This is a genomic window from Meiothermus cerbereus, from assembly GCF_051297115.1.
Classification (GTDB): domain Bacteria; phylum Deinococcota; class Deinococci; order Deinococcales; family Thermaceae; genus Meiothermus; species Meiothermus cerbereus_A.
The window spans coordinates 12,499-27,942 of sequence record NZ_JBEVAL010000038.1 but is presented as its reverse complement, the minus strand read 5'-3'; the positions used below and the strand labels follow the sequence as shown (position 1 = coordinate 27,942).

11 protein-coding genes are annotated in these 15,444 nt (G+C 60.9%); 8 read left to right on the top strand and 3 right to left on the bottom strand.

Going from position 1 to position 15,444, the window contains the following annotated elements; translation table 11 throughout:
- Positions 1–497 precede the first annotated feature (497 nt).
- The 4 genes from ABWU19_RS09265 to ABWU19_RS09250 all read left to right on the top strand — a co-directional run bounded on the left by ABWU19_RS09265 (position 498) and on the right by ABWU19_RS09250 (position 5,191).
- Complete coding sequence (locus ABWU19_RS09265; RefSeq protein WP_435901418.1) at positions 498–2,243, top strand: acyl-CoA dehydrogenase family protein; 1,746 nt, start codon at positions 498–500, stop codon at positions 2,241–2,243.
- 120 nt (positions 2,244–2,363) lie between these two features.
- Positions 2,364–2,909: a Uma2 family endonuclease gene (locus ABWU19_RS09260; protein WP_435901417.1), complete on the top strand. Its 546-nt coding sequence runs from the start codon at positions 2,364–2,366 to the stop codon at positions 2,907–2,909.
- A gap of 38 nt (positions 2,910–2,947) precedes the next feature.
- Positions 2,948–4,141: an acyl-CoA dehydrogenase family protein gene (locus ABWU19_RS09255; RefSeq protein ID WP_435901416.1), complete on the top strand. Its 1,194-nt coding sequence runs from the start codon at positions 2,948–2,950 to the stop codon at positions 4,139–4,141.
- 3 nt (positions 4,142–4,144) lie between these two features.
- Positions 4,145–5,191 (top strand): phosphotransferase family protein, encoded by a 1,047-nt coding sequence (locus tag ABWU19_RS09250; RefSeq protein ID WP_435901415.1) that lies wholly within the window; start codon positions 4,145–4,147, stop codon positions 5,189–5,191.
- A 366-nt stretch (positions 5,192–5,557) separates the two neighbouring features.
- On the opposite strand, the gene ABWU19_RS09245 is transcribed toward ABWU19_RS09250, so the two are convergent.
- Positions 5,558–6,475, bottom strand: coding sequence for an arginase family protein (locus ABWU19_RS09245; RefSeq protein ID WP_435901414.1), 918 nt, complete (start codon positions 6,473–6,475; stop codon positions 5,558–5,560).
- A gap of 216 nt (positions 6,476–6,691) precedes the next feature.
- Positions 6,692–8,740: a hypothetical protein gene (locus ABWU19_RS09240; protein WP_435901413.1), complete on the bottom strand. Its 2,049-nt coding sequence runs from the start codon at positions 8,738–8,740 to the stop codon at positions 6,692–6,694.
- 310 nt (positions 8,741–9,050) lie between these two features.
- On the opposite strand from ABWU19_RS09240, the gene greA reads away from it, so the two are divergent.
- From greA to ABWU19_RS09220, 4 genes are all read left to right on the top strand, one after another.
- Positions 9,051–9,530, top strand: a complete 480-nt coding sequence (gene greA / locus ABWU19_RS09235; protein ID WP_435901412.1) for a transcription elongation factor GreA — start codon at positions 9,051–9,053, stop codon at positions 9,528–9,530.
- Between the two features lie 149 nt (positions 9,531–9,679).
- Positions 9,680–10,471 (top strand): 5'/3'-nucleotidase SurE, encoded by a 792-nt coding sequence (surE, locus tag ABWU19_RS09230; protein WP_435901411.1) that lies wholly within the window; start codon positions 9,680–9,682, stop codon positions 10,469–10,471.
- Between the two features lie 317 nt (positions 10,472–10,788).
- Positions 10,789–11,463, top strand: coding sequence for a response regulator transcription factor (locus ABWU19_RS09225; protein WP_169735538.1), 675 nt, complete (start codon positions 10,789–10,791; stop codon positions 11,461–11,463).
- Positions 11,464–11,731: 268 nt separating this feature from the next.
- Positions 11,732–13,150, top strand: a complete 1,419-nt coding sequence (locus ABWU19_RS09220) for a sensor histidine kinase (RefSeq protein ID WP_435901410.1) — start codon at positions 11,732–11,734, stop codon at positions 13,148–13,150.
- 21 nt (positions 13,151–13,171) lie between these two features.
- Here the strand turns inward: ABWU19_RS09220 and ABWU19_RS09215 are convergent, their stop codons facing one another.
- Positions 13,172–15,427 (bottom strand): endonuclease MutS2, encoded by a 2,256-nt coding sequence (locus ABWU19_RS09215; protein WP_435901409.1) that lies wholly within the window; start codon positions 15,425–15,427, stop codon positions 13,172–13,174.
- Positions 15,428–15,444 lie beyond the last annotated feature (17 nt).

Genomic DNA, 15,444 nt, shown 5'->3' with positions numbered 1-15,444 from the left:
AGGCTTGGCGAGCTTTCGTTTTCCACTCTTTCATGCTTTATTCTGGCATACGGATTTTCAGAGATGCACCCCCTGACTGGGTTCGCAGTGGGATAGACGGCTGTAGCCCGTAGGTCAGCCGGGACATTTGGGTTTTTGATCACCCTCGAGCCGGGTCTGCCTTTTGGGCCTTCCCCCCCTTTCTCCGACCCGGTAGGTAGTTGTTGGGGTAGGGGAGGGGATGAAAAGCCTGCCGACGTGCACATAGTTCTTCTGGGGTTTTGGGGTAGCGCCGGGTGCATACCCGTTGTGCTGACAGCTTTGGCAGGGTGAGCGGCTCATGGCCGAGGAAGACCGGTGGTTTACCTGCACCGCAGGCCGTTAACATTTGCCAATAACAGCAGCGCCGTACAGGCTATAGGTTTGTGTTATAGCTGATTGACGATGGTGGAAATTGACGCTAAACTTTGACTCGGTATAAGTTTATAACGAGTCAAAAAATAGTGCGGAGGTTAGCAGTGATTGCAGACAGAAAACTCTCTACCAAAGGCGGCGGCTGGCTACTGGATAAACCCGAGCAGATTTTCACCCCGGAGGACTTCGACGACACCACCCGCATGATTCAGGAGACCGTGCGGCAGTTCGTGGAAAAAGAGTACCGTCCGGTGGCCGAGGCCATGGAGCATGGGGCGCTCGAGCACAACATTCCCTTGCTCAGAAAATCCGGAGAACTGGGGCTCTTGGGGGTGGAGGTGGGCGAGGAGTACGGCGGCCTCGACCTGCCCAAAACCGTAAGCACCGTGATTGCCGAAGCCCTGGCCGGAACGGGCGGCTTTAGCGTGACCTACGGGGTGCAGACCAGCATTGGCCTGCTGCCCCTGGTGTACTGGGGCACCAAGGAACAAAAAGACAAATACCTGGCCAAACTGGTCTCGGGGGAGCTCATTGCCGCCTACTGCCTGACCGAGCCCCAGTCTGGCTCCGACGCCATGGGGGCCAAGACCCGCGCCGAGCTCTCGGCGGATGGCAAGCACTACATCCTGAACGGCACCAAGATGTGGATCTCCAACGCCGGTTTTGCCCACCTCTTTACCGTCTTTGCCAAGACCCCGGAAGGGCTGACCGCCTTCCTGGTCGAACGCGACACCCCCGGCCTGCGCCTGGGCGGCGAAGAGAAGAAGATGGGCATCAAGGCCTCCAGCACCCGCCAGGTCTTTTTAGAAGACGTGAAGGTGCCGGTCGAGAACGTGCTGGGCGAGCTGGGTAAGGGGCACAAGATTGCCTTCAACGTGCTCAACGTGGGGCGCTACAAGCTGGGTGCGGGCGCCATCGGCGGGGCCAAGGGGGCGCTGGAACTCTCGGCCAGGTACGCCCAGGAGCGCGTGGCCTTCGGCCAGCCCATCGCCAACTTTGGCCTGATCAAGCAAAAGCTGGCCGAGATGGCTTCGCGCATTTTTGTGGGCGAGAGTGCGGTCTACCGCACCATGGGCATGATTGACCAGGCCCTGAGCAGCCTGGATAAAGCCAACGCCGCCGAGGCGGTTCTGGCCGGCATCGAGGAGTATGCCATCGAGGCCAGCATCATCAAGGTGCTGGGCTCCGAAGTGCTGGACTACGTGGTAGACGAAGGCGTACAGATTCATGGCGGTTACGGCTACTCCGCCGAGTACGAGATTGAGCGGGCCTACCGCGACAGCCGCATCAACCGCATCTTCGAAGGCACCAACGAAATTAACCGCCTGCTGATTCCCGGCATGCTGCTGCGCCGGGCCATGAAGGGCGACCTGCCCCTCTTCGATGCGGCCATGAAGCTGCAAAAGGAACTGCTGGAGCCTTCCTTTGAGGAGCCCCTAGACATGGAGATGGCCCAGCTCGAGGGCCTCAAAAAGCTGGCCCTGGCGGTGCTGGGACTGGCTGCCCTCAAGTACGGCAAGCAGATTGAAGAAGAGCAGGAAGTTCTGGCGGTGGCTGCCGACATCCTGATCGATATTTTTGCCGCCGAGAGCGCCTTGCTGCGGGCCCGCAAACTGGGCGGTGGGGTGTACGCCGATATGGCCGCCCTCTACCTGTACCAGGCCCTCGACCGTGCCCAGGCTGCCGCGCTCTCGATTCTGCCGCGCCTGGCCGAGGGCGACGAGATGCGCCTGATGGCCTCGGCGGCCCGCCGCCTGACCAAGCACGACCCCGCCGACCTGGTAGAGGTGCGCCGCCGGATCGCGCAGAAGGTGCTCGAGGCGGGCGGTTACCCCCAGCCCAAAGCCTGAACGGGTCGGTTTTCCAAGGGCGCACCCGTTGCGCCCTTTTTTGCTTCAAGAATGGGCCGTGCTTGCAAGAAGCGCACCACTCACTGCCCTGCTTTATGGCCCGGATGCTACAATTGCCTTATGGCTTCCAGGCCCCTGCCCACCAACCTCAGCCCGGAGGAATACCTTCGCTTCGAAGAGCATTCCGAGACCCGGCACGAGTATGTGGATGGTATCGTTTACGAGATGCCGGGCGAGTCGCTGGAGCATAACGAGATTACCATCAACATTGCAGCGGCAATTAAGCCAAGGCTGAGAGCCTTGGGCTGTCGGATGGCGGTTGAGGGCGTCAAGCTCTGGCTTCCCCAGCTCAACCGCTACTACTACCCCGACGTGATGGTGCTGTGTGATTCCCGTGACACCGACAGCCACATCTTCCGGTACCCCTGCTTCATTGCCGAGGTCATCTCGCCCCACACCGAGGCCACCGACCGCCGGGAAAAGCTACAGGCTTATAAAAGCATCGAGACCCTGCAAACCTACTGGATTGTAGACCCCAGCACGCGCAGCCTCGAGGTTTTCGAGCGCCGCCAGGGCTGGCAGGGCCTGCGGCTGGAGGCGGGCAGCGCCCCGGTAGGGTGCTTGAACCTCGAGATAAGCCTCGAGGACCTCTTCAGCCTGGCCTGAGCGCGAAAGTCTGCCCTGGGCGGTAGACTATAGAGCAAATGACCGCTCAAACCACCGACCTGACTCTAGAAGTCCGGGCTTTTCTGCAAAGCGAAATCCTGCCCCTCGAGCCCACTTTCCTCAAACACGGCTTCAAAGCGGTGCTGCCCGCCCTGCAAAAGGTGCGGCAGAAGGTAAAGGCTAAGGGCTGGTGGCTGCCCCCGCTGCATCACCCCCAGGGCATGGGCCTGAGCCTGAGCGCTTTTGCCCGCCTGAGCGAGGAGCTGGGCCGAAGCCCCTTGGGGCACTATGCCTTCAACACCCAGGCCCCCGACATCGGCAACATGGAGGTGCTGCTCAAACATGGCACTCCGGCGCAAAAAGAACGCTTTTTGGAGCCGCTGGTGCGGGGCGAGATTCGCAGTTCCTTTGGCATGACCGAGCCCGAGTACCCCGGCTCTAACCCGGTCTGGATGAACACAAGAGCGGTGATGGAGGGCGACGAATGGGTCATCAACGGCCACAAGTGGTACACCACCGGCTTTGAGGGCTCGAGCTTCTGCATCGTGATGTGCATCACCGACCCCGACCACCCCAACCCCTACGCCCGGGCCAGCCAGATTATCGTGCCCACCGATAGCCCAGGTTTAAAGCAGGTGCGCAAAATTTCGGTGATGGGCGAGGTGGGCGAGGACTGGATGAGCCATTCGGAAATCCGCCTGGAAAATGTGCGGGTACCCCAGGAGAACCTGCTGGGCGCGCGGGGCAAAGGATTTGCCATCGCCCAGGAGCGGCTGGGGCCGGGGCGCATTCACCACGCTATGCGCTGGATTGGCATTGCCCAGCGCAGCCTCGAGATGATGTGCGAGTATGCCGCCCGGCGCGAGCTTTCTCCCGGCAAGCCCCTGGCCTCGCGCCAGGCCATCCAGCACCTGATTGCCGAGTCTAAGGCCGAAATCCACGCGGCCCGGCTGATGGTGCTGGACGCTGCCGAGAAGGTGGAGCAGCAGGGGGCCGAGGGGGCTCGAGTGGAAATCTCGCTGATCAAATTCTTTGTGGCGGGTGTTTTGCAAAGGGTGCTGGATCGGGCCATCCAGGTGCATGGCGGCCTGGGGATGTCCGACGACCTGCCGCTCTCGTTTTTCTACCGCCACGAGCGGGCCGCCCGCATCTACGACGGGGCCGACGAGGTGCACAAAACCGTGGTGGCCCGGGCGCTGCTCAAGGAGTATGGCGTGGAGGTTTCGCTCTGAATGATGACCGATCAACCCACCCAGATCCGGCCCGGTGAAGAACTAGACACCGCCCGGCTGCAAGCCTACCTGCTGGAGCATCTTCCGGGCGCTAGGGGTAGCCTCGAGGTCTTGCAGTTTCCCAGCGGTTTTTCCAACCTGACCTACCTGCTCAGGCTGGGCGAGCAGGAGCTGGTGCTGCGCCGCCCACCCTTTGGGGCCAACATCAAGACCGCCCACGACATGGGGCGCGAGTACCGGATTCTCTCGGCCCTCAAGCCGGTATACCCCAAGGTTCCTCAGCCCTTGCTGTACTGTGCCGACGAAAACGTACTGGGGGCTCCGTTTTATGTGATGGAGCGCCTGCACGGGGTGATTTTGCGCACCCAGCCCCCAGCGGGCCTGACCGCCGAGCGCATGCGGGGGGTTTGCCAGGCGGCCCTCGAGGCCCTGGTCGAGCTGCACAACCTGGACTATCAGAAAGCGGGCCTGGGGGATCTGGGCAGACCCGAGGGCTACGTGGAGCGGCAGGTGCGGGGCTGGGCGGAGCGCTACCAGAAGGCCCGCACCGACACAATCCCCGGCATGGAACGCGCGATGGAATGGCTGACCGCGCACATGCCCCCCAAATCGGGTACAGCCCTGATCCACAACGACTTCAAGTACGACAACCTGTTGCTAGACCCCGCCGACCTCACCAGGGTGATGGCCGTGCTGGACTGGGAGATGGCCACCCTGGGCGACCCCCTAATGGATCTGGGCACCACCCTGGGCTACTGGGCGCAGGAGGACGACCCACCGGGCCTTAAACGCTTTGGCCTGACCCACCTGCCGGGCAACCTGAGCCGGGCCGAGCTGGTCGAGACGTATGCAGCCCGCGCAGGTCGAGATGTATCCCACATGGTGTTTTATTATGTTTTTGGCCTGTTCAAGGTGGGTGTGATCATGCAGCAGATTTATGCCCGCTATCAAAAGGGGCTCACCCGTGACGAACGCTTTGGTGTGCTAATACACCTGATTCGCGAAATCGGGCAGAAGATTCAAAAAGCCATAGAGACTGGAAAGCTCTGAGGGCAAAAAGCAGCGGCCTGCCGGGGAATGCATGGGAGCTGGTTTATATCGGCTTCACAGGGATACTCTTCCAACTGGAGCACTCTTCACAAATATTGAGCTGCTCACAACTTGATTGCTTTGTCCTGCACAGCACAGAGGCAACGTCTGCGAAGAGGGCGATATCCAATGAGGTGCATCTCTGTGAAGTCCAGTGCGCTCCCTGGTGAACATCCGCACCAGTGGTCTGACCCAAAGGGGTTCGCTGGGGGTGAACAGTCTCTGTTCAGGTAGCTACTCACCCAAACTCGTTACACCCAGCCGGTTCTGGCCTGACCCGGAGCGGTCTTCAGAGAAATAGCGAAAACCGCTCTAACCAGCGCAGAGCTACCCGGCCCAACAGGCCAGCACCTCGGCCAACAAACGCGCGCCTACCAGCGCCCCCAGTCCGCTGTTATCCAGATTGGGTGCGAGTTCGACAAAATCGAAGCCAACGATCTGGTTTTGCTCGAGCGTCCTTCGCACCACCTGCAGGGCTTCCCCATAGGTCAGACCCTCCACCTCTGGGCTGCTGGTAGCGGGCATGATGGAGGGGTCCAGAACGTCAGCATCGAAACTGATATAGACCTTCTTACCTTTGGGTAGTTGCTCGAGTACCCAGGGCAGGTTTTCCTGTACCCTTTGGCTGCCGATAAGGATGTGCCCCCTGGATCTGGCAGCATAGTAGGCCTCGGGATTGGTTCGTAGGCCGCGCAACCCCACGACCGTGATGTGCTTAAGCCCCGGCACATCCTCTACTGCCCTGCGAAAGGGTGAGGAGTTGGCGTAGCGGGTGGCGTTGCGGGTATCAGAAAAGTCCAGGTGGGCGTCGAGCTGAACGATGTGGAGTTCATCCAGGTCGTCGTAGGCCCGCAGGATAGGGTAGGTGACGGAGTGGTCGCCCCCCACAAAAACAGGGAGTTTTACCCGCTGCCGGAGCTTGCGGGCAGCCTCGCTAATACGCTGGAAGGACTCCTGGTACTCCAGTTGGGCGGGGTCTACGTCGCCCGCGTCTACCAGGGCGACACCCCGTAAGAGGTAGCTTTCGGTCTGCGGGTCGAAGTAGCCCTCTGGCCCTGGGGCATAACGGCCCGATGCCTCCCGCAGCGCACCAGGGGCGAAACGGGCTCCGGGGCGATAGCCCACCGCAAAGTCGTAAGGAAGACCCAGAAGCCCCACATCCGCCTGCCAGTTATCTGAAAGGGGCCGGTAGGGTGCCTTAAAAAAAGTGGCTGGTCCGGTAAAAGCAAGCTCTGTGTGTCGCATAAGCAGGGTTCCTTTTTACATTTTGCGGCACAACCGCTTGGGTTGCACCATGCACAATCCCAATCAGGAAGCTCCAGGCTTATTTTTTGCCGCAGGGAAACTCGAAAACATGCCTCTAGGTGGCATCCCCCGGCAGACGCATCCTCGTTTTCGTGCAGCGGCAAAATAGCGAAGACTGCGATAGGGTGGCTGAACCACAGGCCATCGGAGAGTCCGCTAGTGAGTCTGGCGATTGCCCCGATAGACCAGCAGCACCCACAACAAAAGGTGGACGCTCAGGGCGATGCTGCTCAGGGCAATCCCCCAGCCACTGCCCAGCCGCCACAGCCATAGGCCCCAGGCGAAAACCAGCAACACCATCAGGCCCCAACCCTGGCTGTAGGTGGGACTGCCAGGAAAAAAAAGCTGTACGGCCCGCCGCCAGGCCAGGCTGTTGCCGGTGTCCTGGGGTTTGGGCAGGAAGAAGCAAAGCAGGTGGTACAGCGTCAGCAACAGGACGATGGCGGCAACACTCCAGGCCCAGAGTGAGCTGGGCCAGATGGGAAGGTCGCGCCAGGTGGCGATAAAGTCTGAGGTGAGGCCCTGCAATCCGCTCAGAGCCACTGCCGCAGCGATGATGCGTGGTGTTGGAACGGCCTCGCGCACGACCCCGGCCTCGCGGTAAACCTGGGTCCAGAAGTCGCCCCCCAGGCCCAGGGCTTCCCGCACGGCAGCAGAGGAAGGCGCCCGTTGATAGGCCTGTGCCAGGGCCTCGGGCGTGCCACGCCCCAGCAGCACGTAAGTCCAGGGGGTGGCTGCCTGGTAGAGCCGCTTTGCTTCGGCGGGGTTCTCTTTAGCCTGGGCATAGGCCAGCAGGCCCCGCAAGGGGGCGGTGTTGGCAAAACTGCGCAGGGTTTCCAGGGCTGCGCTCGAGCGCAAGGTGGCGCGCATGAGGCTGTCCTGGGCCAAAAGGGCCTCGGAGCGGGCCATAAAACCCCAGCCCAGGAGGGTTAATGCGGCCAGCAGAAACAAAAACAGCAGTAGGGTGCGCTCACCAATAGTGGTATAGGCCAGCACGCTGTGCCGCAAGCGCAGCAGCGGGTGTCGCAGCCAGCCAGCCAGCCAGCCCCCACTGGGGCGCACCCCCCGTAGCTGAGCCGGCAGGTACATGAGGGTCAGGTACAGCAACATCAGGCCATAAAGCCCCAGCAACACCCAGGTTGCGGAGGCCATGTTGGCCGAGGTGAAGGGGGGTTGCCAGCTTGCAACCTGGCGCAGGGCCTCGCGGTAACGCTGTTCCAGGTCTGGGCGGCCCTGGGCCTCGAGCCAGCCGACCTGTTCCCAGAGCACAGCTTTGGCGTCGGGCAACTGGGGTAGGTACTTCAGAAAAAAGTCCGACCAGAGCAGGCTCTGCTCGAGCCCCTGTTTTCGCGCAGCCCGTACCTGCATCAGCCAGGGCTCGAGCCACTGCATAACCCCCTGCCCCCAGGCCAGCTCGGGACGATGGCCACGCTGTAGCAAATCCCGCCCAATGGCCTCGAGGTCGGTGGGTTGAATGCTTGTTACGTCGAGGCTAAAGTAATACCAGTACGGGCGGTTGGTGGAAGGGCTCAGATCGAGCGCGCCTGCCCCGGCAGCGCTTAGCATGTCGAGGTATTCACGAATCACCAGCAGGCTTTCCCAACGGCCCTCGTAGGGCTTTCCGGCAAAAGCCCCCAGGCCCAGCCGCCGGCCATCCTCCAACAACACCGTTAGCTCGGCATCGGCTTCCAGCGCCCGAACCTCTGCAGGGGGGTAGTGCTGGGCCACCACCTTGCGCCCTTGAAGGTCTATTTCCAGCAGCAGTGGGCCCCGGGCAATAAAAGCCCGCTGGCCCAGAACTTTTGGACCAATCCACTCCCCCTTGAGGGGTAGCTTCCAGTCCCCCAGAACCAGCCCCTCGGGCGTCAGAGCAGGAGACCCTGTTTCGGGCCGAACCGGGGCAGCGGGCGCTGCTTGCACAGCGCCAACTCGAGTCTGCGCCTGTATGGTGCGCTCGCCTACCTGAACGCTGATTTTGTACACGCCCTCCGCTGGGGGTGTCCAGGCGGTGGCCAGGTTGCCGTTGAAGGTCTCGAGGTCTACTTCAGTGGTGGTTGATGCAGAGGCAATCTTGAGGGAGTAGCGGCCCGGAGGAAAGTCTGCCCCACGTATTTCCAGGGCCTGGCCAACCTGAGCTTCGGGGGGCACGGTCAGGCTCTGGGCCAGGGCCATGCCAAAAAGGAGAAAGCCCGCTATACAGCGCATGGCATTATTGTATTCCACAGCCCAGTGAGACCGTACACACATTTTTGTCCGGGCACCTTCTTCCCGCAGCATGTCCAGCCGCCTGGTCGTGGCTGTGCCGGTTTACATGAACCCCACCTAAAGCTTTCTGTTTAGGGTGGGTCAAAACTGACCCGATGCATGGGCAGCTCTTGACGTAGCTTCAGGTGGGGCCCCAGCAAAAAGAACAAATCAAAGGCATTTCTTACTGGTAAAAAGCTAGATGCAAGGGGGTGCTGTACTATACTGAAGTTCGGGTCTACCGCAGGTAGACTCTTGGAGGTTTTTTTCAATGTTAGACAAAAAACCGGTATACCTTACCGCGGAGGGTAAAGCGCGACTCGAGCAGGAACTTGCCTATTTGAAAACCGAAAAAGTACAGCAGATTGCGGATGAGATGGGCCGGGCCATCGCCGAGGGCGACCTGCGCGAAAATGCTGGCTATGATGAAGCGCGGCGGGCCATGTGGCAAAACAACACCCGCATTGCGGAGCTCGAGGATATCCTGAGCCGGGTGCAGATTGTGGAATCGGGCAATGGCATCCCCACCGAGGTGCAACTCGGCGTGACGGTGGAACTCGAGACCCCTACCGGGCAGCGCATGAGCGTTACCATGGTCGGAAGCCACGAAGCCGACGTGTTTAGTGGCAAAATTTCCAACGAGTCCCCCTTGGGTCAGGCTTTGATGGGTAAGAAGGTCGGCGATGAAGTCCAGGTCAAGAGCCCCAAAGGTAGCCAGACCTACGTTGTGGTTGAGCTTGTGTACGCCTGACCTCTGGCGGGGAGTCCACCTGGCTTCACAAAGATGTGGCTTCTTGGGTTTGAAGACGAACGTCGTTAAATCGGCATATGATCCTTCCCAAACCTCGGGGAAACGGGCGGGCTTTCCGCCTGGGCGCTTTGGCGTTAGGCTAGTCAGGTATGCGAATTTTGGTTGCTAATGACGATGGCATCTTTTCTCCCGGAATCAAGGCTCTGGCCTTTGCTCTGCGCGAACTTGCCGAAGTAAACGTGGTGGCTCCCGATGTCGAGCAGTCCGGTGTGGGCCACAGCATCACCTTTCGCCGCCCCCTGCGCTTTAAGCACACCGCCTCGGCGGGGTTTGGTGAGATTCCAGCCTACCGCGTAGACGGGACGCCAGCAGACTGTGTGGTGCTGGGTAGTCGCCTGCTGGGCTGGCCCAATCTGGTGGTCTCGGGCATCAACATCGGGGTTAACATGGGCCTCGACCTGACCCACTCGGGTACTGTGGCGGCTGCTCTGGAAGGGGCCTCACTGGGCATTCCCTCGATTGCCTTCAGCCTTGATGCCTCCAACGAAGAGCTGCATTTTGAAGAGGCCGCCCAGTATGCTGTGCCGATTGCACGCTGGGTGATGAAGCACGGCTTACCTGAGAAAACCCTGCTCAATGTGAATTTCCCAAACCGAACACCGCGGGGTGTCAAGATAACCCGCCTTTCCACCCACCGCTACGAAGACTCCATTGTCGAACGGGAAGACCCCGAAGGACGGCCTTACTACTGGGTTGCGGGCAAGCCCACCGCCGAACTGGAAGAAGGCACCGATTTCTGGGCGGTTCAGCAGGGCTATATTTCTGTGACTCCCATTACGCTCGACTATACCAACCATGCTTTTGCCAGCGAACTCGAGCAAAAGTTCAGGGTGCGTAGTCCAAAAGCGGGCCATGCCAAACGCAGCCGAAAACCACTTTAGAGTGCTCCTCATGGTTTTTGAGCCCGGTAGCAACATTAAGTTGCGCCAGGGCAGATTGGCAAAACCAGCGGAATGAGTCAATGCATACCTGGCGCAATTCCTAAAGCGAACTTTCGGTACGGCATCTTGCATTTCGCTTATGGAGACACTTAGTGCTGCTGCTCGGGTGGGGTGCATATAGCCAGCTGAGCGGTGGTGTGAGGGCTGCTGCAGAAATAGGCCTCCCAGTCTCATAAAAACCTATAATGTGAGCCAATCCTTAGTAGATTAGCCATATTTCTCATGAGAAATTCAGCTAACCTACTGATATGGAAGGAATGGATCAACCCCTGATCCTGATCGTCGAGGACGAAAAGGACATCGCCCGCTTTATTGAGCTCGAGCTCCAGGCCGAAGGTTACCGCACCGAAGTGGCCTACGATGGCATCACGGGTCTATCGCGTTTTCGTGAGACCAACCCCAACCTGGTCGTCATGGATTTGATGTTGCCGGTGATGGATGGCCTCGAGGTGGCCCGCCGGATTCGCAAGACCTCCAACGTGCCCATCGTAATCCTTACCGCCAAAGACCGGGTGGAGGACAAGGTAGAGGGGCTGGACGCTGGAGCCGATGATTACCTGGTCAAGCCCTTCAGCATCGAGGAGTTGCTGGCCCGCATCCGCGCCCACCTGCGCCGGGTAACCCCGGCCATTACTGGCGAAATTCGCGTCTCCGACCTGATCATCAACCTCGAGGGCCGCGAGGTCTACCGGGCGGGTCGGCGCATCGAGTTCTCTAACAAAGAGTTCGAGCTTTTAGAGTTACTGGCCAAGAGCCCCGGTAAGGTGTTCAGCCGCTTTGAGATAGAAGAAAAGGTCTGGCCCGGCTACCAGGGCGGCTCCAACGTGGTGGACGTTTACATCGGCTACTTGCGCAAGAAGCTCGAGGGAACCGGTGAGCGCCGCCTGATTCATACTGTACGGGGCGTAGGCTACGTGCTGCGCGAGGACTAAACTCAACATACGCGACCGTGCCCTGATGCCAGACTTTAGCTTTGGGCCAGGCCGTGCCAGAATCGGGCAAGCGCTTTATGATGAAAACCGGGTGGTGCACTTTGAGCCACCACAGGTCGCCCGTGGACGAGGGCCCTGGAGCAAGCCATACAGCAAACCCAGGCCTTTTTCCTGCCTAGCGCATAAAATCTATATAAGCCACCACACCGGGGCAGGCCCAGTACGCTGGATGCATTTGCATTTGGCACGACCCTGAAGGCACACACCCATGACCCTCCGCACCCGCATCACCCTGCTTACGCTGGCCCTGCTGGCTTTTTCGCTGCTGTTGATTGGGGGGTCGGTGTACGGCAGCTTGCAGTTTACCTTATACGACAACCTGCGCCGGGAACTCATCGAAACCTCCCAGACGGCCCAGCGCCTCATCCGTGAGCAAGGCAGCCTTGACGGCCTACCACTTACGGCTTATGGCCAGGCCTTATGGGTGCCGTTCCCCAACCCCACCCCCAGCGACATCCTGCAGGGGGCGGCCATTCCCATCGCAAAATCGCTGGCCATGGGCGACGCCACCCTGACCCTTTCGGAAAAGGGATTGCAAGAGGTTTTGCGCTCGGGTGGGTTCTATACCCAGACCACCCTTACCCGCCCGGATGGCACCCAGGTTCCCCTGCGAATGCGGGCTGAGCGCCTTGAAACCGAAATCGCTGGAATTCCCCAGGGCCCTCAGCTAGTAATCCTGATGGTGGGCAAGTCCACCGAGGGTATTGAGAGCACCCTGGCCGATTTTGCCCGTACCTACACCGCCACCGCCCTGCTGGTTCTAATTTTTGGCGGCTTATTGGCTTTTCGGTTGGTGCGACAGGCGCTCGAGCCCCTCGAATGGGTGGCTAAAAAAGCTGAACAGGTCAGCAACAAACCCGAAAAGCTACCAGAGCTCGAGGGCCACAACGAGGTGACCTCGCTGGTCAAGTCGCTCAACCGCATGCTCGCGCGCCTCGAGAGCGCCTGGGAGACCCAGGGCCGCTTCCTGGCCGATGCTTCCCACGAGTTGCGAACCCCGGTAACGGCCATTTTGGGGCACGTCAACTACCTGCTGCGGCGGACGCAAATTACCGAACAGCAGCGAGAAAGCCTCGAGATCATCAAGCGCGAGTCCGAGCGGATGCAAAAGCTGGTGGGGGATTTGCTCGATCTCTCCAACGGTGGTAGCTGGAAGGTCGAGCTGGGCTCGGTTCACCTGAAGACCGTTCTAAACGAGATCGAGGAGGAGTACGGCAAAAGCTTCGAGGGCCAAATTGAGGTGCAGGCCCCCGACCACGTCTGGGTACTGGGCGACCCCGAACGGCTGCATCAGGTCATTGCCAACCTGGTTTCTAACGCTATTAAGGCCAACTCCACCCAGATCAGGCTAATCGTGCTCGACCTGGCTGAGCGGGTGGTAATCCGGGTGGAGGACAACGGCGAGGGCATCAGCAAAGAACACCTCCCTCACCTGTTTGAACGCTTTTACCGGGTGGATAAAGCCCGCGACCGTGAGCGCGGTGGCAGTGGATTGGGGCTGGCCATTGTGCGCTCGATTGTAGAGGCTCACGGGGGCAAGGTTTGGGCCGAAAGCGAACCGGGCAAAGGCTCAGTTTTTAGCATCTCTCTCAAAAAGGCCTCGGCCCCGCACCCCCAGCTGGCCTGATCAAGTGCTGTCACAAAACGCTCATAAGACTCGCAGATGTACCACAGTTACCCCATGCCCGCCCTCGTGGGGGATTGCGTCGTGGAAGCGTTCGACCCGACGGTCGCGTTTGAGGGATTCGCGGAGCGCATTTCGTAAGGCCCCGGTGCCCTTGCCGTGCAGCAGACGGACAGGGGTGGTGGCGGTGGCCGTTGCTTCTGTCAGGAAATCGTCTACCGCCAGTAAGGCTTCCTCTACCGTAAGGCCCCGCAGGTTCAGTTCGGTGGGAATTTTGGCTTTATGCACCGTGCGACCTGCCGACGGCTCGGGCCTGGGGGTATGTTTGGGTTGCAGGCCTGCAACTGGCATGGTCAGCCGTACTGCCCCCATCTGCAAGACAGCTTCCTGCCCCCTAAGCTCCACTATGGTGGCCCGGCCACCGTATTCGGGTACCTCCACCACTGCACCTACCTGCAAGCCAGGGCTGGCCGGGGTGGCTTTTTCCTGGCGCTGGTAGCGACTCCGAAGCTGGATGAGCTCTTGCAAGGCCTGGCCCTGTCCCTGGGTTTTGCTGCGCTCGCGGGCCAGACGGATGCGTTCCTGGGCTTCTTTTACCACCTGCTCGGCCTGGGCTTTGGCCTCCTCGAGCAGTCGTTCTTTGTGGTGTGCCAGCTCGGCCAGCTCCCGGGCCAGCTCTTGCTGCAGACGGGCGGCTTCCTGCTGCTGGGCCTGGGCGGCCTGGCTCTGGGTGCGTAGGCGTTCCCGTTCGGCCTCGAGCGAGGCCAGCAGCCGCTCCAGCCGCCCCCCCTCGGGCCCCAGCAGGGCCAGGGCCCGCTCGAGCTGCGCCTGCGGAAAGCCCAGCCGCCGGGCAATCGAGAGGGCGTAGCTGCGCCCCGGTGCTCCCACCATCAGCTGATAGGTGGGGCGCAGGTGTTCCAGGTCAAAGCGCATCGAGGCATTTTGCACCCCTGGGGTGTCCTGGGCAAAGGCCTTGAGGGGGGAAAGGTGGGTGGTAATGAGCCCACGTACCCCCTGGTGCAGCAGCCCCTCCACAAAAGCCTGGGCCAGGGCTGCGCCTTCCTCGGGATCGGTGCCCGAGCCCAGCTCGTCAATCAGGGCCAGGCTGTGGGGGGTGGCTTTTTCCAGCACCTCTTTGAGCCTGAGGACGTGCGCGGCAAAGGTCGAGAGGCTTTCCTGGATGGACTGCTGGTCGCCAATGTCCACAAAAAGCCGATCCGGGAAGGCCAGCTCTGCACGCTCGGCGGCCACAAACAGCCCGCACTGGGCCATCAGCACCGCCAGGCCCAGGGTCTTCAAGAGCGCGGTCTTGCCGCCCATATTGGGGCCGGTGATGAGCAGGATTCTGCGCGTGGGGGTGAGCTCGAGGTCGTTGCTTACAGGATTCGCAATCAGGGGGTGGCGGGCTTTTACCAGCCGGTATAGCCCTTCCTGGTTCAGCCGGGGCCGCACCAGCCCCCAGTCTTCGGCCAGGTTGGCGGCGGCCCGGGCCACGTCGAGTTCGGTAAGGGCGCGCAGGGTTTGGTCGAGCTCGAGGTCGTGGCCCAGGATGGCCGACAGTTCGAAGAGCACCCGGTTGACCTCGGCTTCTTCCTCGAGCCTCAGGCTGGCGAGCTGGTTGTTGAGGGGCACCACCGAGCTGGGCTCCATGTAAACCGTGAGCCCCGAGTCGGACTGATCGAGCACGATGCCCGGCAGCTTGTTCTGGTGGCTGGCTTTGACCGGTATCACAAAACGGTCGCGTCTAAGGGTAATGAAGCGCTCCTGGATGGCTTCTGGATGCCGATCCATGAGTGCGTGCAGCCGGTCTTGAATTTGCTCACGCAAAGGGTTGACCCGCCGGCGGATCTCCCGCAGCCTTGGGGTGGCCTCGTCGCGCACATTGCCAGCTTCGTCGAGGCACTCCCGGACGCGCCGTAAAAAGAAGGTGTGCTCGCCGATGCGGCCCGCCAGGGCTCTGAGGTGCTCCCCAATCTCCAGCAACTCGTGCCGCAGGGCTACGGCGGCCTCGAGGCTAGCTGCCACCTCCCGCAGCTGGGGCCCTTCCAGCCGGAGCCCTTCCCGTGCCGCCGCCAGGGCAGGGCGCAGATCGGAGATACCCCCCAGCCGGTAGGGGTAAGCCAGGGCCTCGGCCACGGTGGCCTGCTGGGCCTGGGCTTCCTCGAGGGTGGCCCTGGGTTGCAGGGCTAAAAGGGCCTCTCGCCCCATAAAGGTGGAGGCCCGCTCGGCCAGAGCCTGGCGAACCCGGTCAAAGTCCAGCGACTCGGTAACCTCGAGCATACCCAAAGCGTCAGTAT

What these genes read in the sequence shown, in the direction of transcription:
- ABWU19_RS09260 (WP_435901417.1), top strand. Translation starts at nt 2,364, where the DNA reads ATGGCTTCCAGGCCCCTGCCCACCAACCTCAGCCCGGAGGAATACCTT.
- ABWU19_RS09245 (WP_435901414.1), bottom strand. Translation starts at nt 6,475, where the DNA reads ATGCGACACACAGAGCTTGCTTTTACCGGACCAGCCACTTTTTTTAAG.
- ABWU19_RS09215 (WP_435901409.1), bottom strand. Translation starts at nt 15,427, where the DNA reads ATGCTCGAGGTTACCGAGTCGCTGGACTTTGACCGGGTTCGCCAGGCT.
- ABWU19_RS09220 (WP_435901410.1), top strand. Translation starts at nt 11,732, where the DNA reads ATGACCCTCCGCACCCGCATCACCCTGCTTACGCTGGCCCTGCTGGCT.
- ABWU19_RS09225 (WP_169735538.1), top strand. Translation starts at nt 10,789, where the DNA reads ATGGATCAACCCCTGATCCTGATCGTCGAGGACGAAAAGGACATCGCC.
- ABWU19_RS09240 (WP_435901413.1), bottom strand. Translation starts at nt 8,740, where the DNA reads ATGCGCTGTATAGCGGGCTTTCTCCTTTTTGGCATGGCCCTGGCCCAG.
- ABWU19_RS09250 (WP_435901415.1), top strand. Translation starts at nt 4,145, where the DNA reads ATGACCGATCAACCCACCCAGATCCGGCCCGGTGAAGAACTAGACACC.
- greA (WP_435901412.1), top strand. Translation starts at nt 9,051, where the DNA reads ATGTTAGACAAAAAACCGGTATACCTTACCGCGGAGGGTAAAGCGCGA.
- surE (WP_435901411.1), top strand. Translation starts at nt 9,680, where the DNA reads ATGCGAATTTTGGTTGCTAATGACGATGGCATCTTTTCTCCCGGAATC.
- ABWU19_RS09255 (WP_435901416.1), top strand. Translation starts at nt 2,948, where the DNA reads ATGACCGCTCAAACCACCGACCTGACTCTAGAAGTCCGGGCTTTTCTG.